24 protein-coding genes and 1 tRNA gene are annotated in these 23,302 nt (G+C 73.2%); 15 read left to right on the plus strand and 10 right to left on the minus strand.

Annotation, left to right across the window (positions count from 1 at the left end):
- The first annotated feature begins 107 nt into the window (after window positions 1-107).
- Window positions 108-758: a hypothetical protein gene (locus ACZ462_RS25165; RefSeq protein WP_467805615.1), complete on the plus strand. Its 651-nt coding sequence runs from the start codon at window positions 108-110 to the stop codon at window positions 756-758.
- A gap of 61 nt (window positions 759-819) precedes the next feature.
- Here ACZ462_RS25165 and ACZ462_RS25170 read toward each other — a convergent pair whose 3' ends face one another.
- A complete protein-coding gene (locus ACZ462_RS25170) occupies window positions 820-1,587 on the minus strand; it encodes an SLATT domain-containing protein (RefSeq protein ID WP_467805613.1) in 768 nt (255 codons plus the stop codon).
- A 255-nt stretch (window positions 1,588-1,842) separates the two neighbouring features.
- On the opposite strand from ACZ462_RS25170, the gene ACZ462_RS25175 reads away from it, so the two are divergent.
- The 7 genes from ACZ462_RS25175 to ACZ462_RS25205 all read left to right on the plus strand — a co-directional run bounded on the left by ACZ462_RS25175 (window position 1,843) and on the right by ACZ462_RS25205 (window position 8,006).
- Window positions 1,843-2,187 carry a YbaB/EbfC family nucleoid-associated protein gene (locus tag ACZ462_RS25175; protein WP_114053486.1) on the plus strand — a complete coding sequence of 115 codons (345 nt, stop codon included), beginning with the start codon at window positions 1,843-1,845 and terminating at the stop codon, window positions 2,185-2,187.
- 42 nt (window positions 2,188-2,229) lie between these two features.
- Window positions 2,230-2,829, plus strand: coding sequence for a recombination mediator RecR (gene recR, locus ACZ462_RS25180; protein WP_189811461.1), 600 nt, complete (start codon window positions 2,230-2,232; stop codon window positions 2,827-2,829).
- Window positions 2,822-3,496: a DUF5063 domain-containing protein gene (locus ACZ462_RS25185; RefSeq protein ID WP_467805611.1), complete on the plus strand. Its 675-nt coding sequence runs from the start codon at window positions 2,822-2,824 to the stop codon at window positions 3,494-3,496. The genes recR and ACZ462_RS25185 overlap by 8 nt, the downstream gene beginning before the upstream one ends.
- 147 nt (window positions 3,497-3,643) lie before the next feature.
- The gene (locus ACZ462_RS25190) at window positions 3,644-4,924 is read left to right on the plus strand and encodes an aspartate kinase (RefSeq protein WP_125544936.1); all 1,281 of its coding nucleotides are present in this window, start codon (window positions 3,644-3,646) and stop codon (window positions 4,922-4,924) included.
- Window positions 4,921-5,994: an aspartate-semialdehyde dehydrogenase gene (locus ACZ462_RS25195; protein ID WP_467805610.1), complete on the plus strand. Its 1,074-nt coding sequence runs from the start codon at window positions 4,921-4,923 to the stop codon at window positions 5,992-5,994. The genes ACZ462_RS25190 and ACZ462_RS25195 overlap by 4 nt, the downstream gene beginning before the upstream one ends.
- A gap of 171 nt (window positions 5,995-6,165) precedes the next feature.
- Entirely contained in the window at window positions 6,166-6,942 is a 777-nt protein-coding gene (locus ACZ462_RS25200) for a SigE family RNA polymerase sigma factor (RefSeq protein ID WP_467805609.1), read from the plus strand.
- Window positions 6,939-8,006 carry a hypothetical protein gene (locus tag ACZ462_RS25205; RefSeq protein WP_467805608.1) on the plus strand — a complete coding sequence of 356 codons (1,068 nt, stop codon included), beginning with the start codon at window positions 6,939-6,941 and terminating at the stop codon, window positions 8,004-8,006. The genes ACZ462_RS25200 and ACZ462_RS25205 overlap by 4 nt, the downstream gene beginning before the upstream one ends.
- Here ACZ462_RS25205 and ACZ462_RS25210 read toward each other — a convergent pair.
- Together ACZ462_RS25210 and ACZ462_RS25215 are read right to left on the minus strand one after the other, a co-directional pair.
- Window positions 7,978-8,814: an SURF1 family protein gene (locus ACZ462_RS25210; RefSeq protein WP_467805607.1), complete on the minus strand. Its 837-nt coding sequence runs from the start codon at window positions 8,812-8,814 to the stop codon at window positions 7,978-7,980. The two genes, ACZ462_RS25205 and ACZ462_RS25210, sit on opposite strands and share 29 nt — an antisense overlap.
- 44 nt (window positions 8,815-8,858) lie before the next feature.
- Window positions 8,859-10,664 (minus strand): S9 family peptidase, encoded by a 1,806-nt coding sequence (locus ACZ462_RS25215; RefSeq protein WP_467805606.1) that lies wholly within the window; start codon window positions 10,662-10,664, stop codon window positions 8,859-8,861.
- Between the two features lie 116 nt (window positions 10,665-10,780).
- On the opposite strand from ACZ462_RS25215, the gene ACZ462_RS25220 reads away from it, so the two are divergent.
- The 4 genes from ACZ462_RS25220 to ACZ462_RS25235 all read left to right on the plus strand — a co-directional run bounded on the left by ACZ462_RS25220 (window position 10,781) and on the right by ACZ462_RS25235 (window position 13,474).
- On the plus strand, window positions 10,781-10,948 hold the full coding sequence (locus tag ACZ462_RS25220) for a hypothetical protein (RefSeq protein ID WP_467805604.1): 168 nt from the start codon (window positions 10,781-10,783) through the stop codon (window positions 10,946-10,948).
- A gap of 40 nt (window positions 10,949-10,988) precedes the next feature.
- Complete coding sequence (gene codA, locus ACZ462_RS25225) at window positions 10,989-12,314, plus strand: cytosine deaminase (protein WP_467805603.1); 1,326 nt, start codon at window positions 10,989-10,991, stop codon at window positions 12,312-12,314.
- A gap of 89 nt (window positions 12,315-12,403) precedes the next feature.
- Window positions 12,404-12,916 carry an HD domain-containing protein gene (locus ACZ462_RS25230; protein ID WP_467882639.1) on the plus strand — a complete coding sequence of 171 codons (513 nt, stop codon included), beginning with the start codon at window positions 12,404-12,406 and terminating at the stop codon, window positions 12,914-12,916.
- A 48-nt stretch (window positions 12,917-12,964) separates the two neighbouring features.
- On the plus strand, window positions 12,965-13,474 hold the full coding sequence (locus tag ACZ462_RS25235; RefSeq protein WP_467805602.1) for a DUF5956 family protein: 510 nt from the start codon (window positions 12,965-12,967) through the stop codon (window positions 13,472-13,474).
- A gap of 27 nt (window positions 13,475-13,501) precedes the next feature.
- On the opposite strand, the gene ACZ462_RS25240 is transcribed toward ACZ462_RS25235, so the two are convergent.
- Window positions 13,502-14,614 carry a sulfite oxidase gene (locus tag ACZ462_RS25240; RefSeq protein ID WP_467805601.1) on the minus strand — a complete coding sequence of 371 codons (1,113 nt, stop codon included), beginning with the start codon at window positions 14,612-14,614 and terminating at the stop codon, window positions 13,502-13,504.
- Window positions 14,615-14,677: 63 nt separating this feature from the next.
- On the opposite strand from ACZ462_RS25240, the gene ACZ462_RS25245 reads away from it, so the two are divergent.
- Entirely contained in the window at window positions 14,678-15,022 is a 345-nt protein-coding gene (locus ACZ462_RS25245) for a VOC family protein (protein ID WP_467805599.1), read from the plus strand.
- Here the strand turns inward: ACZ462_RS25245 and ACZ462_RS25250 are convergent.
- The 4 genes from ACZ462_RS25250 to ACZ462_RS25265 all read right to left on the minus strand — a co-directional run bounded on the left by ACZ462_RS25250 (window position 15,017) and on the right by ACZ462_RS25265 (window position 18,196).
- Entirely contained in the window at window positions 15,017-15,421 is a 405-nt protein-coding gene (locus ACZ462_RS25250; protein ID WP_467805598.1) for a hypothetical protein, read from the minus strand. The genes ACZ462_RS25245 and ACZ462_RS25250 overlap by 6 nt on opposite strands.
- Before the next feature lie 67 nt (window positions 15,422-15,488).
- Complete coding sequence (locus tag ACZ462_RS25255) at window positions 15,489-16,889, minus strand: MGMT family protein (protein WP_467805597.1); 1,401 nt, start codon at window positions 16,887-16,889, stop codon at window positions 15,489-15,491.
- A gap of 194 nt (window positions 16,890-17,083) precedes the next feature.
- Window positions 17,084-17,157 (minus strand) — tRNA-Pro (locus ACZ462_RS25260).
- Between the two features lie 100 nt (window positions 17,158-17,257).
- Window positions 17,258-18,196, minus strand: coding sequence for a metallophosphoesterase (locus ACZ462_RS25265; RefSeq protein ID WP_467805596.1), 939 nt, complete (start codon window positions 18,194-18,196; stop codon window positions 17,258-17,260).
- Window positions 18,197-18,263: 67 nt separating this feature from the next.
- Between ACZ462_RS25265 and ACZ462_RS25270 the strand changes: the two genes are divergently transcribed.
- A complete protein-coding gene (locus ACZ462_RS25270) occupies window positions 18,264-18,725 on the plus strand; it encodes a GatB/YqeY domain-containing protein (RefSeq protein WP_467805594.1) in 462 nt (153 codons plus the stop codon).
- A gap of 197 nt (window positions 18,726-18,922) precedes the next feature.
- On the opposite strand, the gene ACZ462_RS25275 is transcribed toward ACZ462_RS25270, so the two are convergent.
- Window positions 18,923-21,199: a transglycosylase domain-containing protein gene (locus ACZ462_RS25275; RefSeq protein ID WP_467805593.1), complete on the minus strand. Its 2,277-nt coding sequence runs from the start codon at window positions 21,197-21,199 to the stop codon at window positions 18,923-18,925.
- Between the two features lie 397 nt (window positions 21,200-21,596).
- Here ACZ462_RS25275 and ACZ462_RS25280 point away from each other — a divergent pair, with 397 nt between their 5' ends.
- On the plus strand, window positions 21,597-21,947 hold the full coding sequence (locus ACZ462_RS25280; protein WP_467805680.1) for a WhiB family transcriptional regulator: 351 nt from the start codon (window positions 21,597-21,599) through the stop codon (window positions 21,945-21,947).
- A gap of 38 nt (window positions 21,948-21,985) precedes the next feature.
- Here ACZ462_RS25280 and bagB read toward each other — a convergent pair whose 3' ends face one another.
- A complete protein-coding gene (gene bagB, locus ACZ462_RS25285) occupies window positions 21,986-23,272 on the minus strand; it encodes an ATPase BagB (RefSeq protein WP_467805592.1) in 1,287 nt (428 codons plus the stop codon).
- Between the last annotated feature and the right edge of the window lie 30 nt (window positions 23,273-23,302).

A 23,302-nucleotide genomic window follows, 5' to 3' on the forward strand; every position in this document is an offset into this window, starting at 1 on the left:
GCCGGCGTGTGGCCCACGGGGCCCCGGGTTCTGCGCAGCCCTTCGCTCCGCGTGTCCGGAGCACTACGCTGGCGGCACCGGTGCGGCAACGACTGATCGGAGCCCGAGTGGCCTGTGACCTGTGGCTGGTTCCCCTTGTCGACGTGCTGTGCCACAGCCCCGACAACCCCTTCGCGGAAGAGATCGCCTCGTACGACAAGGCGCTGCGCGAGGCCGGGCTGCCGTCCGTGCCGGTCTTCGCGTACATGCCGGGGCTGAGCGGGGACGTCGCCCCGGTCGCCGGGTTCGACTACGACGCCCTGCACCTCCTGCGGCGGGCCTACCTGCTGCGGGTCTGCGGACTGCCGGTCACCCCCGTCGACGAGCTGGGCGGGGACTACGAGCAGCTGCTGGAGATGTTCGAGGCGGCGGCCCAGCAGTCGCACCTGGTCTGGCACTACGACCACGCGGGCGCGTACGTGCCGGTCGACTTCGGGGCGCCGCTGGCGAACGAGGAACTGCTGGCCGGGGGCGGCCCGCTGGGCTCGGGGCAGGGCCTGCTGCGCGAGCTCGCGGTGGTGGCCCCGTCGATCGGGATCGACCCGGCGAACCCGCCGGCGGCCCCGGCCCCGCCCGGCCGGGCGACATCGCTGGAGGAGCCGGCGGTGCCGATCCCGTACGACGACAGCCCCTTCGCCCGGGAGCGGCACGTGTGGCTGGGCCTGCACGCGGCCGCGACGCGGAGCCTCGGCCAGGGCTCGATGATCATCTTCAGCTGAGGCCCCGCCCCAGCGCACACGGCCCGCGCACGGCCCCGCCCGCCGCCCCTCGCGGCGGGCGTCAGCGGGGCTGCTCGGGCGGCCGCTGCCGCGGCATGTTCGGGCGCGTCCCCGGCGGGAGCGGGAAGCGGGCCGGCGGGGCGCCGGCCTCCGAGGCGCGGCCTGCGGACCCGCCGAGGGACTGCATGACCAGCGGAGCCGGGCCGACGCTGAACTCGACCATCCACTCGGCCGTCTCGGAGCGCACCAGCTCCGTGATGTCCTCCGAGAAGCGGCGCAGGACCGTCAGGCAGCGCTCGGCGGCCTCCCCGGCGGTGCCCTCGGTGGGCCCCAGCACCTCGCGCACGTTCTCCGAGGCCCAGTCGAACTGGAGGGTCTGGAGCCGGCGCTGCACCGCCTGCGCCGTGGCGACGTCCCGCATCCAGCCCGAGGTGAGGCCGAAGAACCGGTCGCAGGCCAGGCACGCGGCGCTCAGCAGCAGCGCGAGGTAGCCGTACTGGGCCGCGCCGTGCGCCGCCCCGGCCAGATCCAGCAGCGGCATCGCGGCGCCGGCGACCGCGCCGGCCGCCGTCCCGGCTCGCAGGATCCGCGCGCCCCGCCGCTTGAAAGCCCGGTCGGAGAGGTACCAGTCGGCGGTGCGCAGCGCGTCGGCCTCCACCCGCCGGTACAGCTCGTCCAGCCGCTCGGCCGGCTCGCCCCAGTCCCCCAGGGGGAACGGCCCGCCGGTCAGGTCGCCCGCCGCCATCGGCCCGCCGCCCTCCTCCCGGGCGTCCCGGGGCTCCCGGGGATCCCGGGCCGGCCCCTCGGGCTGCATCTCCGGCTGGCTCACCCGGCGCTCCCTCTGCTGCGCTGACGTGTGGTGGTGCGCGTGTGCTAAATGGTGCGCATGCCCTTTCCTACCTTCGAAAGGCGGCCGGTGGGCGGGGAATCCCCGGTTTTCCGCCCGCAGGAAGGTCCCCATCAGCGATGCGCACGCCGCGCCCCTCACTCGAAAGAGTTGGTCCTCTCGGCGTAGGGCGCTGCGCGCGGTGAGCACGTAGGCTCGGATTGACCAAGCGTCCCGACGTACGGAGTGAATCACCTGATGTTTCCCGGTGGCGGTCAGCCCAACATGCAGCAGCTGCTCCAGCAGGCCCAGAAGATGCAGCAGGACCTCGCGGCGGCCCAGGAGGAGCTGGCGCGCACGGAGGTCGACGGCCAGGCCGGAGGCGGCCTGGTCAAGGCGACCGTCACCGGCTCCGGTGAGCTGCGCGCGCTGGTGATCGACCCGAAGGCGGTCGACCCGGAGGACACCGAGACCCTCGCCGACCTGGTCGTGGCCGCCGTGCAGGCGGCCAACGAGAACGCCCAGGCGCTCCAGCAGCAGAAGCTGGGCCCGCTGGCCCAGGGCCTGGGCGGCGGCAGCGGTATCCCCGGCCTGCCGTTCTAGCCCCTCCCCGCACCCCCACCCATAGCGAAAGAAGGCGTTCCGTTGTACGAAGGCGTGGTCCAGGACCTGATCGACGAGCTGGGCAGGCTGCCCGGCGTCGGGCCCAAGAGCGCGCAGCGGATCGCCTTCCACATCCTGCAGGCGGAGCCCGCGGACGTCCGGCGCCTCGCGCACGCCCTGCTGGAGGTCAAGGACAAGGTCCGGTTCTGCGCGGTCTGCGGGAACGTGGCGCAGGAGGAGCAGTGCGGCATCTGCCGCGACCCGCGCCGCGACACCTCGGTGATCTGCGTGGTGGAGGAGCCGAAGGACGTCGTCGCGATCGAGCGGACCCGCGAGTTCCGCGGCCGGTACCACGTGCTGGGCGGGGCGATCAGCCCCATCGAGGGCGTCGGCCCCGACGACCTGCGCATCCGCGAGCTGCTCGCGCGGCTCGCGGACGGCGCGGTGAACGAGCTGATCCTGGCCACCGACCCGAACCTGGAGGGCGAGGCGACCGCCACGTACCTCGCGCGCATGATCAAGCCCATGGGCCTGAAGGTCACCCGCCTGGCCAGCGGGCTCCCCGTGGGGGGAGACCTGGAGTACGCGGACGAGGTCACGCTCGGGCGTGCCTTTGAAGGAAGGCGACTTCTCGATGTCTGACGCAACGCTGCACGCCCTGGGACAGGACCCGGACGACTTCGCCGTCCAGATCGCGGACCAGATCGAGTCGTTCATCGTCGCGGTCACCGAGGTGGCCAAGGGCGAGGATCCCGACAGCGCCGTGCCCTTCCTCCTGCTGGAGTTCTCGCAGCTGCTCCTGGCGGGCGGCCGGCTCGGCGCCTACCAGGACGTCCTGCCCGACGAGCGCTACGAGCCCGACCTGGGACCCGAGCCGGACGTGGACGAGCTCCGCGAGCGCTTCGCGTACCTGCTGGAGCCGGTAGACGTCTACTCGGAGGTCTTCGACCCGTACGAGCCCCGGAAGGCGCCGGTGGCGCACCGGATCTCCGACGACGTGGCCGACGTGGTGGCCGACCTGCGGCACGGCCAGGCGCACTACCGGGCGGGCCGGACGGCCGAGGCGCTGTGGTGGTGGCAGTTCTCGTACTTCTCCAACTGGGGCTCGACGGCCTCGGCGACGCTGCGCGCGCTGCAGTCGCTCGTCGCGCACGTGCGGCTGGACCAGCCGCTGGCGGCGCTGGACGGGCTCGACACGGACGAGGACCTCGCGGAGGACGACCTCGCCGAGCAGGCGGGCCTGGTCATGGCCGAGGAGCTGGGGAACGTCGGCCGCCGGCCCGTCCGCGACGCGGTCGGCGAGCGGTAGGCGGGGCGGCCCGCTCCCGCGGGCGGCGTGGCGCGGCGCGATCATGGGCTGAACGGAATGTCTCATGATGCGGTACACGTCGGCCGTATCGCGGTCGCTCGTTAGACTGGCCCGCGACCGCAGTACAGGAATGAGCGAGGAGCGCACGTGGGCCTTGTCGTGCAGAAGTACGGAGGCTCCTCCGTAGCCGATGCCGAGGGCATCAAGCGCGTCGCCAAGCGGATCGTGGATGCCAAGAAGAACGGCCACCAGGTGGTCGTCGTGGTCTCCGCGATGGGCGACACGACGGACGAGCTGATCGATCTCGCCGAGCAGGTATCCCCGATGCCTGCCGGGCGGGAATTCGACATGCTGCTGACCGCCGGGGAGCGGATCTCCATGGCGCTGCTGGCCATGGCGATCAAAAACCTGGGCCACGAGGCCCAGTCGTTCACGGGCAGCCAGGCGGGCGTCATCACCGACTCGGTCCACAACAAGGCGCGCATCATCGATGTCACGCCGGGCCGCATCCGCACCGCGCTCGACGAGGGCAACATCGCCATCGTCGCCGGCTTCCAGGGCGTGTCCGCGGACAGCAAGGACATCACCACCCTGGGCCGCGGCGGCTCGGACACGACCGCCGTCGCGCTCGCCGCGGCGCTCGACGCCGAGGTCTGCGAGATCTACACGGACGTCGACGGCGTCTTCACCGCCGACCCGCGCGTCGTGAAGAAGGCGCGGAAGATCGACTGGATCTCCTCCGAGGACATGCTGGAGCTGGCCGCCTCCGGCTCCAAGGTGCTGCTGCACCGCTGCGTCGAGTACGCGCGCCGTTACAACATCCCGATCCACGTCCGCTCGTCCTTCTCCGGACTGCCGGGTACCTGGGTCAGCAACGAGAAGCCCGAGTCGCAAGGGGACGAGCAGGTGGAGCACGCCATCATCTCCGGAGTCGCCCACGACGTCTCCGAAGCCAAGATCACCGTCGTCGGCGTCCCGGACAAGCCGGGCGAGGCCGCGGCGATCTTCCGCGCCATCGCGGACGCCGAGATCAACATCGACATGATCGTCCAGAATGTGTCCGCGGCCTCGACCGGTCTGACGGACATCTCCTTCACCCTCCCCAAGACCGAGGGCCACAAGGCCATCGACGCGCTGGAGAAGGCGAAGGCCGCGATCGGCTTCGACTCGCTGCGCTACGACGACCAGATCGGCAAGATCTCCCTGGTCGGCGCGGGCATGAAGACCAACCCGGGCGTCACCGCCTCGTTCTTCCAGGCGCTGTCCGACGCGGGCGTCAACATCGAGCTGATCTCCACCTCGGAGATCCGCATCTCGGTGGTGACCCGCCAGGACGACGTCAACGCCGCCGTCGTCGCCGTCCACACGGCCTTCGGCCTGGACTCCGACAGCGACGAGGCCGTCGTCTACGGAGGCACCGGACGATGAACCCCGCCCGGTCCTCCGGCCCGGTGCTCGCCGTGGTCGGGGCGACCGGGGCGGTCGGTTCCGTCCTGCTCCAGCTCCTGTCCGTACGGGCGGACGTCTGGGGCGGAATACGCCTGATCGCCTCCCCGCGCTCGGCCGGCCGCCTGATGGCCGTCCGCGGGGAGGAGACCGAGGTGCTGGCCCTCACCGAGGACGCCTTCGACGGCATGGGCCGCGGCGACGTCGTGGTGTTCCTGACCCCGGCCGACGTCTCGGCCCGGTGGGCGCCCGCCGCCACCGCGCGCGGCGCCGCCGTCGTCGACCAGTCCGCGGCCTTCCGGGCTGACCCCGAGGTTCCGCTGGTGGTGCCGGAGGTCAACGGCGAGGACGTACGGGTCCGCCCGCGCGGCATCGTCGCCGGCCCCGACTGCGTCACGGCCGCCATGGCCGCGGCCCTCGGCGCCCTCCACGCCGAGTACGGGCTCCGCGACCTCACCGTCTCCTCGTACCAGGCCGCCAGCGCGGCCGGCCGGGCCGGCTCCGAGGCGCTGCGCCGCCAGATGTCCCTGGTCGCCGGGACCTCGCTCGGCGGGATGACCGGCGACGTGCGGCGCGCCGTCGGCGAGGACACCGGGCCCTTCGCGGGCCCCCTCGCCCTGAACGTCGTCCCCTGGTGCGGCGACCTCGCCGCGGGCGGCTGGTCCACGCACGAGCTGGCCGTCCGGGCGCAGACCCGCCGGATCCTGCGGCTCCCGGCGCTGCCGGTGGCCGTGACCTGCGTCCAGGTGCCGGTGGTGACCGGCCATTCGCTGAGCATCCGGGCCCGCTTCGACGCCGCCGTGGACGCCGGCCGGGCCCGGGAGGTCCTCCAGGCGGCGCCCGGCGTCGTCGTGGTCGACGACCCGGCGGCCGGCGAGTTCCCCACCCCCGTCGACGCGGCGGGCACGGACCCCGCCTGGGCGGGCAGACTGCGCGCCTCCCTCGACGACCCGTGCTCGCTGGAGTTCTTCGTCTGCGCGGACAACCTGCTGCACGGATCGGCGCTCAACGCCGTCCAGACCGCGGAACTGATCGCGGCTGAATTCGCGTAATGCACTTTGTAGGATCAGGTGCTGATCCCTAGATCAAGGTGATGGCCTGACTGCCGCCTGGACGGACTGGGGCAATCAGGAAGAGCGAGTACGCATGAGGGCAATGAACATGTTGCTGGTGAAGCAGCCTCGCGCGTACAACCCTGGCGGGGGGACGCGTGTCCAACGGGCGTGGCAGAGGCACTTCTCGACTTCGCCGGCATCCCGGTGCGCAGCACGATCGCCGTACCCCGGCGACGGCCCGGCCCGTCCGGCGGGTTCCCGGTGACCGTCCCGATGCCGCCCGCCGTTCCGCCGAACGCGCTGTCCGCCGTGCCGACCCGGGGCGGACTGGTGCCCGCGCCGCGCGGTAGCGCGGGCGCGCCCGGCGAGGGCGGGGCGTGCGAGGACGCCGCGGACGGCGAAGCCGCCGAGGTGCAGGCGGCCGCCGCCGAGCCGCGGGAGATCGTCGCCGGCACCACCGTCGACCACCTCACCGAGACCTACCGGGCCCACTACCGCTCCCTCCTCGGCCTCGCCGCACTGCTCCTCGACGACACCGCCTCCTGCGAGGACGTCGTCCAGGAGGCGTTCATCCGCGTCCACTCGGCCCGCAACAGGGTCCGCGACCGGGACAAGACGCTGGCGTACCTGCGCCAGACCGTCGTCAACCTCTCCCGCTCCGCGCTGCGCCGCCGCATCCTCGGCCTCAAGCTGCTGTCCAAGCCGATGCCGGACATGGCCAGCGCCGAGGAGGGCGCGTACGACCAGCTGGAACGGGACGACCTCATCAAGGCCATGCGGGGGCTCCAGCGGCGGCAGCGCGAGGTGCTGGTGCTGCGGTACTTCGCGGACATGACCGAGGCCCAGGTCGCCGAGACCCTCGGCGTCTCCCTCGGATCGGTGAAGGCGTACGGATCGCGGGGCATTGCCGCGCTGCGTGTGGCGATGGAGGCTGCGCAGTCATGATGGACGACCACACCGGCCCGCGCGGCGGCGAGGAGCAGGAGCTCCGGACCCTGCTGCACTCCGCCGTCGCCGGACTGGAACCCTCCGACGGCGCCCTGGAGCGGCTGCGCCACGCCGTCCCCGCCCGCCGGACCCGCCGGCGCCGGGCCCTCGTCGGCGCGGCGGCGGCCGTGCTGCTGGCCGGAGCCGGCGTCCCGACGGCCGTCCACCTGAGCACCACGGCCGGCAGCGGCACCGCCGGCCACTCCGCCATGGCGGGCCACGGGCACGATCCCACCGCCGCGGGCGCCGGCACCCGCCACGACGGCCGCCACGAGTCGAACGCCACCCCCGACGGCGGCCGCGGCACCGCCGGCCCCGACCCCTCGGGCACCGGATCGCCCGGCGGCGGCACCACCGGCCCCGCGGCCTCCGGCGCCCCGTCGGGCGGCCCCGCGGTCCCCGGATCCGGCCCCATGCCGCCCGTGTCCGCCCAGGGCGCGCCCCCCGGGTGCAGCGCCGACCAGCTCGGCGTCCGCGGCAGCGCCCAGGCCCCCGAGCCCGACGGCAAGGTCTACGGCAGCTTCAAGGTCACCAACGTCTCCGGCCGCGGATGCACCGTCACCGGCCCGGACACCGTCACGGCGGCTCCGGTGAGCGCGGCCGCGGCCGGCAAGGGCGTCGCGGTCGTCGGCCACACCGCCGGCGACCCCGCCGCCAAACTGCCCGACCCTGCGGCCGAGGCACCGCTGCTGGTGCTCCAGCCGAACACCGCCTACGAGGTCCGCTTCGCCTGGGTGCCCTCCGGGGAGCCCTGCCCGGCCGCCACCTCGTCCGGCACCGGCAGCGCCCCGCCGGCCGGCGGCTCCCCGCAGGACGAGCAGCGTACGGAAGCGGGCGGCGGCGCGACGGGCAGCACCGACCAGGGCACCACGCCGGCCCCGGAGACGGCGGGCGTGGAGGTGACGCACACCCCGGCCGCGGCGGGCGCGGCCGCCCCGACCACGCAGACGACGATCCCCGCCGCCTGCGGCGGGACCGTCTACCGGACGGGCGTCATTCCGCTGGACGAGCCGAAGCAGTGACCTGCGTGCCGTCCGCCTCATCGGAGGCGGCGGCAGGGGCGGGGGCTGCGGCGCCGGCCGGCAGGAGGCCCGCCTCGGCGTCGCGCAGCGCCTCCACCTCGCGGCGGTACAGCCGGAACCACATGAACAGCACGAACGCGACGAAGACGAACCACTCGCCGGTGTAGCCCAGGTTCTGGAACGCCTTCAGGTCCAGGCCGGTGTTGGTCGGCGCCTGCGCCGGCACCGGAGTCATCCCGTCCGCCGGCGTCTGCACCGTCAGCCACGCGTCGTACAGCTCGTACGGCACCATGTTGACCAGCGAGGCGGCCCCGATGACGCCCAGCTGCCCGGCGGGCAGCCCGCCGCGGGAGTACACGCCCCTGCTGGTGGACGTCTCCGAGGCCTGGAGGGCGCCCGTGACCTCCACCCGCCCGGTCGGCGCGGCCGGCGCCCGGCCCGCGTCCGCCGCCCCCGGCAGCCAGCCCCGGACCACCGGGACCGCCCTGCCGGAGTCGGTCCGCAGCAGCGTCAGGACGTAGAAGCCGGTCCTCCCGTCGAGCCGCCGCTCCGGGACGAGCAGCTGGTCGGCGTACTCCCCGGAGACCGAGGCGAGCCGGCCGGAGGTCTTCTTGTCCACCGGAAGCAGCGAGTCGAGCGGGGCCGCGGCCTCGCGGGCGGGCCGCTCGGCGGTGGCCTCGCGGTGCGTGGCCACGCGGTCCTCGAACCGGCCGAGCTGCCACGAACCCATGAACAGGCAGAACGGGACGGCGAGCGCGACGAAGACGTTGATCCCCCACCACCGCGGGGTCAGGAGAAACCGGTGCACCCCACCACGGTACGGGGGGTGCACCGCGGCCGCGGTGGCGGGGTTCAGCGCGGGAGGTGCTTCAGCGCGAAGTCGATCTCCATGCCGACCTGCTTGATCCGCTCCTCGACGACGAGCGAGCCGTGGCCGGCGTCGTAGCGGTACACCTCGTGCACCGCCCCGCGCGCCGCCAGCCGGTCGACGTAGTTCTCGATCTGCCGGATCGGGCAGCGCGGGTCGTTCACACCCGCCGCGATGTGCACCGGAGCCCGCACCGCGTCCACGTACGTCAGCGGAGAGGACGCCGCGAAACGCTCCGGGACCTCCTCCGGGGTGCCGCCGAAGAGGGTGCGGTCCAGGGACTTCAGCGCCTCCATCTCGTCGTGGTACGCGGTCACGTAGTCCGCGACCGGCACCGCGGCCAGGCCCACCGCCCACGCCTCGGGCTGCGTGCCCAGGCCCAGCAGCGCCAGGTAGCCGCCCCACGAGCCGCCCGACAGCACCAGCCGCGCCGGGTCGGCGAGCCCGCTGCCCACCGCCCACGCGCGGACCGCGGCGACGTCCTCCAGCTCGATCAGGCCGACCCGGTGCTTGAGCGCGTCCGTCCACGCCCGCCCGTACCCGGTCGAGCCGCGGTAGTTCACGCGGACCACCGCGAACCCGTGGTCCAGCCAGGCCGCCGGGCCCGCCGCGAAGGCGTCCATGTCGTGCCAGGTCGGGCCGCCGTGCAGCTCGAACACCGTCGGGAACGGGCCCTCGCCGCGGCCGGCGGGCCGCTGCACCAGCGCGTGGATCCGGCCGCCGGGCCCCTCCACCCACGCGTCCTCCACCGGGACCGAGCCGGGCGGCCGGAAGCCCGGCGGCTCCAGCACGACCCCGCCCGCCGTCGACCGCACCGCCGGGGGCTCGGCCGCCGACGACCACTGGTACTCGACCGTGCCGTCCGGCCGCGCCGTCGCCCCCGAGACCGTCCCCGGCGGGGTGTCCACCCGGGTCAGCTCCCGCGCCGCCAGGTCGTACCGCCACAGCTCGCTGCGTGCCTCGAAGCCGTGCTCGACGAGCAGGGCCGAGCCGTCCGGATACCACTCGGCGGCCACGTCGCCCGGCAGGTCGAGCGCCAGGTCCGTCTCGGCTCCCGTCGCCACGTCCCACACCATCGGCTCCCAGCGGCCCCGCCGCTGGTGCCCGACCAGCAGCCGGGTGTCGCCCGGGACCGGTGCGAAGCCGAGGACCTCCAGGCCCAGCTCCTCGGTGCCGCCCCGGGAGTCGTCGAGCTCGGCGACTGTCCCCCCGTCGAGGGTGACCACGCGCAGCGACGAGTGCATGGCGTCGCCGTGCTCGGTGTGCTCGATCGCGACGAGCGTCCCGTCCCACGACAGATCGCCCACCCCGGCCGACTCGCGGTGCCGGTAGATCTCCACCGGCTCACCGCCCGGCCGCACCACGTGGATCGTCGAGCCGTCCTCGTCGGTGGACCGGCCGACGACCGCCGTACCGTCCCGGCCGAGCGCCAGGCCGGCCGGGTACGCCGGCTCCAGGCCCGGGACGGCCGGCTCGTCGGGGCCGCCCGCGAACGGCTGGCGCACCCAGACGCCGAACTCGTCGCCGTCCGTGTCGCGGAACCACCAGATCCACTCCCCGTCGGGGGACAGCGTGCCGTCGGTGGTGCCGTGCGGCCGGTCCGTCGCCTGCCGCTGCGCGCCGGTGGCCCGGTCCCACGCGTACAGCTCGTAGGTGCCCGTCGCGTTCGACACGAACAGCGAGCGGTCGGGGGCGTCCTGCGCCCACTCGGGCAGCCCGACGCGCGGCGCCCGGAAGCGCTTCTCCCAGTCGGGCATGGACGGGGCCGGCGGGGCCGTGTTGTCAGTCATGCCTCTATGTAAGCCGATCGGCCTCGCGAACCGATCGGCCGAGGGGATGCCGCGGGCCTCGGACCGGAGGACAGTGGAGGCATACGTACGCCTCCGGCGACCGAGGGAGGACGGCCATGGCCAAGAAGGAGCGCGCCGGCGCGGCGCAGGCCGCGGAGCGCCAGCGGGAGCGGGCGAAGAACACCGCCGCGGAAGCCCGCGCGAAGTCCGCCGCCCGCGACGCGCAGTACCTGTCGGCGAAGACGCGCGGCATGCAGCAGAAGTCCCAGGCCAAACGCGGCTGAACCGCTCCGCGGAGGCCGGCCCGGACCTAGGGTGTTGCCCATGCGGATGACCGTGCGCGGCGCCCGGCTGCCGGAGGCCGGCGGTACCGGGGTGCGCCCCGGGCTGTACGACGTCCACGTCGGGGACGACGGGCGGATCGCCCTTATCCGGCCCCACGAGGAACAACACGCCTCCGGATCCCCGCCGCCCGCCGCGGTACGAGTGGACGCGGACGGCGGGCTGCTCAGCGCCCCCTTCGCCGAGCCGCACATCCACCTCGACACGGCCCTGACCGCCGGGGACCCGCGGCCCAACGCCTCCGGCACCCTCTGGGAGGGCATCGCCTGCTGGAGCGCCCGAAAACCCATGCTGACCAGGGAGGACGTCCTCGCCCGCGCCACCGAGGTGCTGCGCTGGCAGGCGGCGCAGGGCGTCCTGCACGTACGGACCCACTGCGATGTCACCGATCCGGCGCTGACCGCCCTGGACGCGCTGCTGGAGCTCCGCGACCGGGTCCGGGACTTCATGACCCTCCAGATCACCGCCTTCCCCCAGGAGGGCATCGTCTCCTTCCCCGGCGGGGAGGCCCTGCTCCGCGAGGCCGTCGCCCGCGGCGCGGACGTCGTCGGGGCCATCCCGCACTACGAGGACACCCGCGAGGACGGCGTCGCCTCCCTCGGCATCGCCTTCGCCCTCGCCGAGGAGCACGGCCTGCGCCTCGACGCGCACTGCGACGAGATCGACGACGAGCACTCGCGGTTCGTGGAGGTGCTCGCCGCGCACGCCCTGCGCAGCGGGCTCCGCGACCGGGCGACGGCCTCGCACACCACCGCCATGGGCTCGTACGGCGGCGCGTACAGCCTCAAACTCCAGCGCCTCCTGGCCCGTTCCGGCATCAACCTCGTCGCCAACCCCTTCGCCAACCTCAACCTCCAGGGCCGCTTCGACGCCTATCCCAAGCGGCGCGGCCTCACCCAGGTCAAGGAGATGCTGGCCGCCGGGGTGAACGTCGCGTTCGGCCACGACGACGTGATGGACCCCTGGAACGCGCTCGGCACCGGCAACCCCCTCCAGACCGCCCTCGTCGGCCTGTACGCCGCCCAGCTGACCGGCGCCGCCGAGATCCCCGAGGCGTTCGCGATGGTCACCACGCGGGCCGCCCGCGTCCTCGGCCTGACGGACGCCGAGTACGGCATCGCGGAGGGTGCGCCCGGCTCCTTCGTCCTGCTGCCCGCCCCCACACCGCAGGAGGCGCTCCGCCGCCAGGTCCGCCCCCGCCTCGTCGCCGCGCACGGCAGGGTCGTCGCGGAGACCCCGCCGGCGCCGGCGCTGCTGTCGTGGCCGCCCGGCGCACCGCCCGAGGAGGTCGATTTCGGCCGCGGATAGGGTGAACGGCCATAGGGACATGGACACGTGACACCGCATCGGCCCGAGCGGCGCTGGAGATCGCGGCCGAGTACGCCGACGCCACGCTGCTGAACCACTCCGTCCGCTCGTACGCCTTCGGCGCCGAGTACGCCGCCGTCCACGGCCTCTCCTACGACGAGGACCTCTTCTACGTCAGCGCGCTCCTCCACGACCTCGGCCTGACCGCCCCGTTCGACAGCCACACCCTCCCCTTCGGGGAGGCCGGCGGGCACGTCGCCCGCGTCCTGACGGCCGGGCTCGGCTGGCCCGCCGAGCGGCGCGCCCGCGCCGAGGAGGTCATCGTCCGGCACATGCGCGACGACGTCACCGCCGACGAGGACGTCGAGAGCCACCTCCTCCAGGTCGGCACCAGCGCCGACGTGTCCGGCCTGCGGGTCGCCGAGTTCGACCCGGCGTTCACCGCCTCCCTGCTCGCGGCCCACCCGCGGCTCGGCTTCGGCGGGGCCTTCACCGCCCTCGTCCGCGACCAGGCCGCACGCAAGCCGGCCTGCGCGGCCGCCGCCTGGATCGCCTCGGGCGGAGCCGGACGCGCCGCCTCCAACCCCCTGGACCGGCCGTAGCGGCGGGGCTGAGCGGTACCGGCCCGCGGCGCCGGTAGCCTCTCGCGCATGTCGTGGGACGAGGACGGAACACCGCACCCGCTCGCACAGCGCCGCTCCGGCCGCAGCGAACAGGAACCGGACCGGCTGCCGGAGGTCCGCGAACTGGAGGCGCTCGGCTGGGAGCCCGCCCCCGAGGAGGCAGCCTGGGTGTTCCTCCCCTACGTCTGGCCGCCGGCCGACCGCACCTGGATCCCCGACCGGTCCACCCACTGGGCGGTCGACACCGTCCTCGACGGCCACGGCCACATCACCGACGTCCGCGCGGAACCGCTGGCCGGGCCGGACCTGCGCGCCCTCGACCGCGAGACCGACGAGGCCGTCGCCGCGCTCGGACTGCCGCCCCGGCCGCCCGGCCGGCTGTGGCTGCTGCGGCCCGTGGGGCGCTTCACGGGCGTGGGAGCCGTCCTGGACCACCTGCGCGGGCTGGCCGCCGGGCGCGGGGTCGAGCCCGCGGCGACACCCGCCTTCATGGAGCTGGTCCGCGCCGAACTGGCGGAACTGGCCGCGGCGGACTAGAGCCTGCCCGAACCCTGGCGCCCCCGCTCACGCGCAGAGCACCGGCACGTACTGGACGAGGTTGTTCCCGAAGCCGCCGCGGTTCCACGGCTGCTCCAGCGGCTGCACGCGGCCGGCGGCATCCGCGGCCCGCGCCGTCAGCACGTACCGACCCGGCGCCGCCTCCCACACGGCGTGCCAGGCCTGCCAGGCGCAGCGCTCCGCGCCCGGCGCTGCCAGGTCCGCGTCCGCCCAGGTCAGCCCGCCGTCGGTGCTCACCTCGACCCGGATGACCGGCCCGAAACCCGACCAGGCGCGGCCCTCCAGGCGTACCGGGCCCGGCCGCACGACGCGGGTGCGCGACATGAAGTCGGGGAACCCGGGCGGCATGAGCAGGGCGCGCGGGGCGATACGCGTGACGGGCTCGCCCGGCTCGTCCGGCGTCCGCCGGTACCGGTAGGCCACCGTCTGCTGGAAGCCGGTGAACGGCTGCCCGACCAGGGTGACCGCCTTCAGCCACTTCACGTGCGCCATCCCGTACCAGCCGGGGACGACCAGCCGCAGCGGGTGCCCGTGCTGCGGGGGCAGCGGCCCGCCGTTCATGGCGTACGCGAGCAGCGCGCCCGGGTCGTCGCCGATCGCGGCGTCGAGCGGCAGGCTGCGCCGGTAGTCCTGCTCGACACCGCGCTCGATGCCGTGGTCGGCGCCCGTGAAGACGGCCTCGACGGCGCCCGGGCGGATGCCGGCCGCGTCGAGCACGGTGCGCAGCGGGACGCCCGTCCAGTCGGCGGTACCGACCGCCTCGACGAGCCACGGCTGGCTGACCGGCCGAGGCTCCAGCCGGGCCCGGCCGTTGCCCGCGCATTCCATGGTGACGCGGCGGGTGACGGACGGCAGGGCGCGCAGCGCCGCCAAGTCCAGCTCCAGCGGCGTGCGGACCAGGCCGTCCACGGAGAGCCGCCAGGCGCCGGCGTCCGCGGGGGGGATGTCGTAGTGGACGAGTACGTAGTGCAGGCCGGGCGGGGTGACCTCGTAGCGCAGCGCCTCCAGCGGCATGCCGTGGTTGCGGGCCGCCAGGGCCAGCTCGTCCGCGCCGATCCCCTCGTCCGGCCCGGCGATACGGGGCGGCGCGCTCACGTCGGCGGGCCACGGCGTGTCCATGCCCCCATCGTCTCCCCGGCCCCGGCCGGGCGCCCGCGGGAGCCGGGGCCGTACGCTGCCGGCATGCGCGTACGCCTGCACCAGATCGTCGTGGACTGCCGGGAGCCGGGGGAGCTCGTGCGCTTCTGGGCGGAACTCTTCGGGGTGGAGCCCGTGGAGCGGGCCCGCGGATGGTTTCACGTGAAACTGCCCGGGGTCGCGCGGCTCGCGTTCCAGCCGGTCCCGGAGGGCAAGTCGGTGAAGAACCGGCTGCACCTGGACCTGGCGGTCGACGACCTCCCCGCGGCGGTGGCCCGCGCCGTGGCCCTCGGGGCCGCATCCGTCGGCGGGACGGTCACCGACGACCAGGGCTCCTTCCAGGCGATGCGCGACCCGGAAGGCAACGAGTTCTGCTTCGTGACGTCATGAAGCGCATGCCCGGGCGCTACAGCACATCCCCGCCGATCTCCTCGTACGCCCGGCGCAACTGATACCGACCGGGTGGGAGGGGGCCAGCCCGACCCCGTCGACGAGGCTCACGGCCCGGACCCCGACGGCCGCGTTCGTGGCGAACGCGGCCTCCACGCCCGCGACGTCGCCGAGCCCCACGGTCGCCGAGCCGTACGGGCGGACCTGCTCGAGCAGCCGCATCGTCACCCCGCCGAGGCACTCGACCGCGGACCCGGCCGGGAGCAGCTCCCGCAGCCGGGCTGTTGCGTCCCGGGCGAAGCAGGAGCCCACCTCGGGCATCCACACCCGGCAGCCGCACCCGCACCAGCCCCGCAGCGCCGCGGAGTTCCAGGGTGTCGCCGTCCACGACCGTCGCACCACTCCGCGCCTCGGACGCCCCGGCACTCAGCGGCGGCTCTGTGGTCGGTGGGCCGTAAGGCGTGGCTCAGTCGCCGAGCAGGCGCCGGAGGTCGTCCGAGACGAGGCGTGTCTCCTGGGTGGCGGCGCCTGCGTCGAAGCGGACGCCCTCCGCTGCGAGGACGTCGGCGGGCGCGTCCGTGCGGGTGGGGTCGGTCCAGCGGAAGCCGGGGCTGACTCGGCCTGCGGTGTTGAGGACCCGCCAGGCGTTGGGGCACTGGCCGCAGGTCGCGAGGTGGGTGCCGACGGGGACGGCGTGGCTGCCGATCGCGGTGGCCACGTCTCCGTACGTCGTCCACCGGCCGGCGGGGAGGGCCGCAAGGAGCGCGTGCAGGCTGCTCCAGTCCTTGCCGGTGCGGCCGAGCTGCTTGGCCAGGCGTGCGAGGCTGGCGCCGGCCAGAGACCCCCATGCGTCGGGGTCGACGCTGTCGGGGACCTGGGCGGTGTCGACGTCCCACCACGTGGTGCCCTGGATGCCGTCGGCCTTGCGCTCGGTCACGCTGTGGAAGATGTGGTTGGCCAGCCCGGTCGGGGTGTACGCCGTGCCGTCGGCCTGCCATGTCAGCGGCTTCGCGGTGTTGTTGCGCCATATGGCACTCGCTCGGCTGCCGTCCTCACGCACCCAGGCGAGTATCTTCTCGCGAATGCCTTCGGTCACGCCGTGCCTCGGCGTCAGCGTGAGGCGGGTGCCGTCCGGGAGCAGTCCGGCGCCGACGATGACGTGCACGGCGTTCCGGGCCCGCGAACGCTCCTCCAGCTTCTGGGCCGCGGCCTTGGCCTCGCTCCGGGCCGGGGCGAGCGTGAACTCCTCCACCTCGGGCGTGGGGTAGACCTTGCTGAAGCCGGCGACCAGCTGGCCCTTCACCTTCCACAGCCCCACCTGGACGAGGTCGATGTCGAGGTTCATCTCCGACAGCCAGACCACCGTGTGGGTCACCTGCTTGGGGAAGTCGGCGGCGATGATCACCTGCCGGGGGCGCTGGAGGAGCTCCGGACTCCACTCGCCGTCCACGTGGTCCAGGAGGCGCTGTCGGCACTCGTCGATGTCGAGCGGCTCGCCCCGGCTCTTCCGGAAGTCCCGGTGCGCGTGTGCCAGTGTGTCGAGGTCGAACCGGGACACCAGGGCGGCATAGGTGATCGCCTGCAGGTGGACGTCCCGGTCGGCCGTGCCCCGCTTCAGCTCGGCCACCACGAGCCGCCCGGTGGCGTCCAGCCCCAGCACGTCCAGGCGGTCCCGGGCCGGCACTCCGTCCGTGTCGGCCCACCGGTCGAACTCGGAGGTGATCACGAGCACCGACTCGCCGAGGACCTGGGGATGGGCGATCACCCACTCCTGCAGGTGCTGCCGCTCCAGGAGCCCTTCCGCCGCGAGGACGGTCGGCGAGACGGGCGTGGCCGCGCCCCCGTCGACGGTGAAGAGATGATCCACGCTGCCCCCTGCCCCCGGTTCCTGCTGCTGTCGCGTCCTCGCGAAAGCGGTCTCGACCCTACGGGCGGGGTGTGCCCCGGGTCAGCTGATCGCGGCAGATCGCGCCAGGCCGGGAAGCCTCCCGGGAGCCCGGGGAGAAACAGCCAGAGCCGGTGTCCTTGGAAGGACACCGGCTCTGAGCTGGTCTTACTCTGTCGGGGTGGCGGGATTTGAACCCACGACCTCTTCGTCCCGAACGAAGCGCGCTGCCAAGCTGCGCTACACCCCGATCGCCGCCTTGCCGGGCCGTTGCCCTGGCGACATCGATTACTTTAGCGGACCCTCGGCCGGAGACGAAATCCGGTTTTCGCGGGGGTGCAGCGCGGGGGTCAGGCCTTCGGGGCCAGGGTGAGGAGCGTGGCCTCCGGGGGGCAGGCGAAGCGGACCGGGGTGAAGCGGTTCGTGCCGCAGCCTGCGGAGACGTGCAGGTAGGAGCGGTGGCCTGCCGCCTCGTGGGTGGAGAGGCCCTTGACCCGGTCCGTGTCCAGGTCGCAGTTCGTGACGAGTGCCCCGTAGAAGGGGACGCACAGCTGCCCGCCGTGGGTGTGGCCGGCCAGGACCAGCGGGTAGCCGTCCGCGGTGAAGGCGTCCAGGCTGCGCAGGTACGGGGCGTGCACCACGGCGATGGAGAAGTCGGCGTCGGCCTCGGGCCCGCCCGCCACCTGCTCGTAGCGGTCGCGCTTGATGTGCGGGTCGTCGAGTCCGGTGAAGGCGAGTTCCAGGCCGTCGAGCTTGAGCCGGCCGCGCGTGTTGGTCAGGTTGACCCAGCCTGCCGCGTCGAAGGCGTCCCGCATGCCCTCCCACGGGTTGTGGACGGCGCCGACGACCGGCTTGTTGCCGTTCAGGCCGTGCCGGCCCTGCATCTTCTCGATCAGGTAGCGGCCGGGGTTGCGCAGCCGCGGGCCGTAGTAGTCGTTCGACCCGAAGACGTAGACGCCGGGGAAGGACATGAGCGGGCCCAGCGCGTCGAGGAGTTCGGGCACGCCCCCGGTGTCGGAGAGGTTGTCGCCGGTGTTGACGACGAAGTCCGGGCGGAGCCCGGCCAGGGACTGGAGCCAGGCCCGCTTCTTGCGCTGCCCGCACACCATGTGGATGTCGGAGACCTGCAGGACGCGCAGCGGCCGCATCCCGGCGGGGAGCACGGGAACGGTGACCCGGCGCAGCCGGAACGACCGGGCCTCGAATCCGGCGGCATAGGCCACTCCGGCGGCCCCCACCGCCGCGATTCCGGCGGTGACCTTCAGTGGTACTCCGTAACGCGCGCGCATGGCCCCATCGTCTCAGACGGGGAAAACCGGCGGGCGCCACCGCCCCCGCACCTGGCAGACTCGGGTCATGACCACGCTCAAGGCCAAGCTGCAGGAAGACCTCACCACCGCGATCAGGGAGCGGAACGAGCTCCACTCGTCCACGCTCCGGCTGACCCTCGCCGCCATCACCAAGGAGGAGGTCGCGGGCAAGGAGGCGCGCGTCCTGTCCGACGAGGAAGTCCTCAAGGTGATCGCCAAGGAGGCGAAGAAGCGGCGTGAGGCCGCGGAGGCGTTCGCGCAGGGCGGCCGGGCCGACCAGGCCGCGCGGGAGACGGCGGAGGGCGAGTTCCTCGACACGTACCTGCCCAGGCAGCTGACCGACGACGAACTCGGCGCGATCGTGGCGCAGGCCGTCGAGGAGGCGCGGGCCGCGGGTGCGGAGGGGCCGCGGGCCATGGGCGCCGTCATGAAGATCGTGAGCCCGAAGGTGGCGGGGCTGGCCGAGGGCGGGCGCGTCGCTGCCGCCGTCAGGAAGCACCTCGCGTAGCCGCCGCAGGAGAACGCACGAGGGCCCCGGTCGCCGGTTCTTGGGTTCAAGGGGTCGTCGCAACACCGCTTGGTTTCAGGTGGTGAGTAGATCACGTAGACGCTCGGCTGGGGTAGCCCAGTCGAGCGTCTTGCGTGGGCGGCCGGGGCCCTCCCGTGTGCGGGGCGGCTGCCCGAAGGGTGCCGTCTCCGTACCGACTACTGGGTGTCGCGGCCCCCGACGATGCCGGGCTCCAGGCTGATGCCTGGGAACGGGTCGGTCGGCATGCCGCCCGTGCCGCCGGTGGCCTGGCCGCCGGTCTGGCCGCCGGGGCGGCCGCCGGGCTTGCCGTCGCCGCCGGGCTTGCCCGGCTTGGCCGGCTTCACGGGCGTGGTCGGGGTGCCGGGACGGGCGCTTCCGCCGGCGGCTCCCGCGTCGGGCAGTCCGACGGTGGTGAAGCTCGCCACCTCCCGACCGGCGAGGGCGCCGCTGACGGCCTGCTTCCAGATCGGGCCGGGCAGGCCGCCGCCGTACACCTTGTCGTAGTACCTGCCGCCGATGGTGATGTTCTCCATCGACACCTGCTTGGCGCCGCCGGAGCCGACCCACGTCGCGCCCGACATGTTCGGGGTGTAGCCGACGAACCAGGCGTTGTAGCGGCTGTCGGTGGTGCCGGTCTTGCCGGCGCTCTGCCGGTCCGTCAGGCCGGCCTGCGTGCCGGTGCCGGAGTCGACCACGCCGAGCAGCAGCGTGTTGATGGTGTCGGCGGTCCGCTCGGACATCACCCGCTCGCACTTCGACTTCGGCACCGACAGCGCCTTGCCGTGCGCGTCGGTGATCGACTCGATCGACACGGGCGTGCAGCGGACGCCGCGGTTGGCGAAGGCGGCGTACGCGTTGGCCATGGTCAGCGGGGACATGCCCTCACTGCCGAGCGCGATCGCCGGGACCTCGGGCAGCTTGGTGCCGTCGGCGGGGATGACGCCGAGCTTGGTGGTCATCTCGGTGACCGGGCACAGGCCCGTCTCCGCGATCATCTCGACGAAGTACGTGTTGACCGACTTCGCCATCGCCTGGGTCATGCCGTACGGGCCGACCTCGGACTCCTGCTCGTTCTCCAGGCGCTCGTTGTCGGTGTTGACCCACGGCTTGTCGCCGCAGGTCTGCACGGGGCTCGGGTACTGCATCTGGTAGGGCGAGTTGTAGACCCGGCCCGGGGAGATGCCCTGCTCCAGCGCGGCCGCCGCGACGAACGGCTTGAAGGTGGAGCCCGTCGGGAAGCCGAAGTTCGAGCCGCCCATCCGCTTGTCGACGGAGTAGTTGATCTGCGTCTCGTTCTTGCCGAAGCCGTACGGCTTCGACTGGCCCATCGCGAGGACGCGGCCGGTGCCGGGCTGGACCAGGGTGACCGCCGTGGCGATCTTGTCCTCCTGGTTGACGTGGTCCTTGATGGACTCGTTGACGGAGTCCTGCGCCTGCGGGTCGAGCGTCGTGCGGACGGTCAGGCCGCCCTGGTTCCACAGCTTGGCGCGCTCCTCGCGCGTCTTGCCGAAGACCGGGTCGGTCAGGAAGGTGTTGCGCACGTAGTCGCAGAAGAAGCCCGCGCCCTTGACCGCGGTGATGCAGCCGTTCTTCGGCCGGGTCACCTTCAGCTGGACCGGCTTGGCCTTCGCCTCGTCCGCCTCGGCCTGCGAGATGTCCTTGACGTCGGCCATCCGCTGGAGGACGACGTTCCGGCGCTTCATCGCCTCCTGCGAGTCGTTCACCGGGTCGTACCGGCTCGGCGACTGCACCAGGCCGGCGAGCAGCGCCGACTCCTCCAGCGTCAGGTCCTTGGCGGGCTTGCTGAAGTAGCGCTGGGAGGCGGACTCGATGCCGTACGCCTGCTGCCCGAAGTAGGTGATGTTGAGGTAGTTCTCGAGGATCTTCTTCTTCCCGAGCTCCTCCTCGACCTGGATCGAGTACTTCAGCTCGCGGATCTTGCGGCCGAGGCTCTTCTCCTGGGCCTCGCGGACCTTCGTCTCGTCGTCGCCGGCCTCCTCGACGAAGACGTTCTTCACGTACTGCTGCGTCAGCGTCGAGGCGCCCTGCGCGGCGGCGCCCTCCTGCGCGTTGCGGTTGACCGCGCGCAGGATGCCCTTGAGGTCGACCGCGCCGTGCTCGTAGAAGCGGGAGTCCTCGATCGCGACGATGGCCTTCTGCATGTACGGGGAGATGGCCGTGAGCGGCACGACCTGCCGGTCGCGGGAGTACACGGTGGCGATCAGGCCGCCCTCGGCGTCGAGGATGGTGGTGCGCTGGCTGAGCGGTGGTGTCTTGAGGTTGGCCGGGATCTCGTCGAAACCCTCGACGGTGCCCTTGGCGGCGAGCCCCAGGGCGCCGGCGCCCGGGATGGCGATGCCGGCGAGCACGACGCCGGAGAGGACGGACAGGCCGAGGAACTTGGCGGCCTGCTGCGGCCCCGTGAGCCCGGCGCCCGAGCGCTTCTTTCCCATGGAGGGCAGCCTACGTTCTCATTCGCCGGACACGTGCGAATGCCTTGGCCTAAGCTGGCCCCAACTGTCACAGCAGTGTGGTGCGACATCAACCCCTCGGCCTGATTTTCACCCTTCCCGAATGGGGTGGACTGATGTCCGAATCCCGCTCCTCACTCGGACGGCCGCTCGTCACCACTTCGCCGATTTCATCCGAATCGCCGGAATGGCCGGGCATGTCGCCGGATCACTCCGTCGGGTGATCTGCCGCTTACGCATAGTCCGTTCGGACCATTCAAGATTGGGCCCGTCGGGGGTGTTGCACTGTGCTCGCCTTCCGTAACGTCCTCAACTGGCAGCGGTGAATATGCCGCTACCGCCGTGGGGGAGCCTCGATTCGGGAGAGGACGGCGCCGGGATGGGCTGGGTTACCGACTGGAGTGCGCAGGCAGCCTGCCGCACTACCGATCCGGATGAACTGTTCGTTCAAGGAGCGGCACAGAACAGGGCCAAGGCGGTGTGCACCGGGTGTCCGGTGCGTACCGAGTGCCTGGCCGACGCGCTCGACAACCGCGTGGAATTCGGCGTGTGGGGCGGAATGACCGAGCGGGAGCGCCGCGCACTGCTGCGCCGGCGGCCCACCGTCACCTCGTGGCGGCGGCTGCTGGAGACGGCCCGCACGGAGTACGAGCGCAGTACGGGCATCCTCACCGTGGATGTCGACGCGGAGATCGACGCGCCGTACGAGACGTACGCGGCAGCAGGGTAGGCCCACCGGCCGCCCCGCAGCCGTACACGTACGGACGCCTACGCTCCGGCCGGCACCCCGGCCGCGAGGCGTTCTCCGATGGCCCGCAGCCCGGCGAGGTCGTGCACATCGCCGGGAAGGGCCGCCACTTCGGTCACCGCCACTTCCGGATGCAGCGAAGTGAAGCGGTCCCGCGTGCGCTGTTCGCGCGCGATCAGCTGCATGCGCTCGGCGTGCAGACGCAGCAGTCCTGCCGTGATGCCCTCCACATCGGCGCCCTCGGGGGCGTCCGCGTCGGCGCCTGCCTCGGCGCAGTCCGTTTCCGGTGCGACGCTTCCGCCCGCGGGGGAGTGGGCGGCGGGGGCACCGAGACCAGCTTTCCCGGCCTCCTGATCCACAATGCCGCCTTCTTCAAGATTCTCCGCGGCCGCCAGCGCCCGCTCCGCCGACAGCTGGGCGGCGCCGCTGCCGTGCACCCGGTTGAGCACCAGCCCCGCCAGCGGCATCCGCTCCGCCCCGAGCCGCTCCACGAAGTACGCGGCCTCCCGCAGCGCGTCCGGCTCCGGCGCCGCGACCACCAGGAAGGCCGTGCCCGGCGCCTGCAGCAGCCGGAAGGTCGCGTCCGCGCGCGTGCGGAACCCGCCGAACATCGTGTCCATCGCCGCCACGAACGTCTGCACGTCCCCCAGCAGCGAAGCCCCCATCAGCTTGTTGAGCGTCCCCGTCATCAGCGACATGCCGACGTTCAGGAACTTCATCCCCGCCCGGCCGCCGACCTTCGCCGGCGCCATCAGCACCCTGATGAACTTCCCGTCCAGGAAGGAGCCCAGCCGCTTCGGGGCGTCCAGGAAGTCCAGCGCGGACCGGCTCGGCGGGGTGTCCACGACGATCAGGTCCCAGTCGTCGCGGGCCCGCAGCTGGCCCAGCTTCTCCATCGCCATGTACTCCTGCGTACCGGCGAAGCCGGCCGACAGGGACTGGTAGAAGGGGTTCGCCAGGATCGCGGCGGCCCGCTCCCCGTCCGCGTGCGACTCGACGATCTCGTCGAACGTCCGCTTCATGTCCAGCATCATCGCGTGCAGTTCGCCCCCGCCGGCCACGCCCGCGACCTTCCGCGGGGTGTTGTCCAGCGAGTCGATGCCCATCGACTGGGCCAGCCGGCGCGCCGGGTCGATGGTCAGCACGACCACCTTCCGGCCGCGCTCCGCGGCCCGCAGGCCCAGCGCCGCCGCCGTCGTCGTCTTGCCGACCCCGCCCGCGCCGCAGCACACGATGATCCGGGTCCCCGGGTCGTCCAGCAGCCGGTCCACGACCAACTCCGGCGGCATGTCCATGCCCGCTCCCATCCCGATCCGCGCCCCCGTCCCCGTTCCCGT

This window comes from Streptomyces sp. NPDC031121, assembly GCF_055570615.1.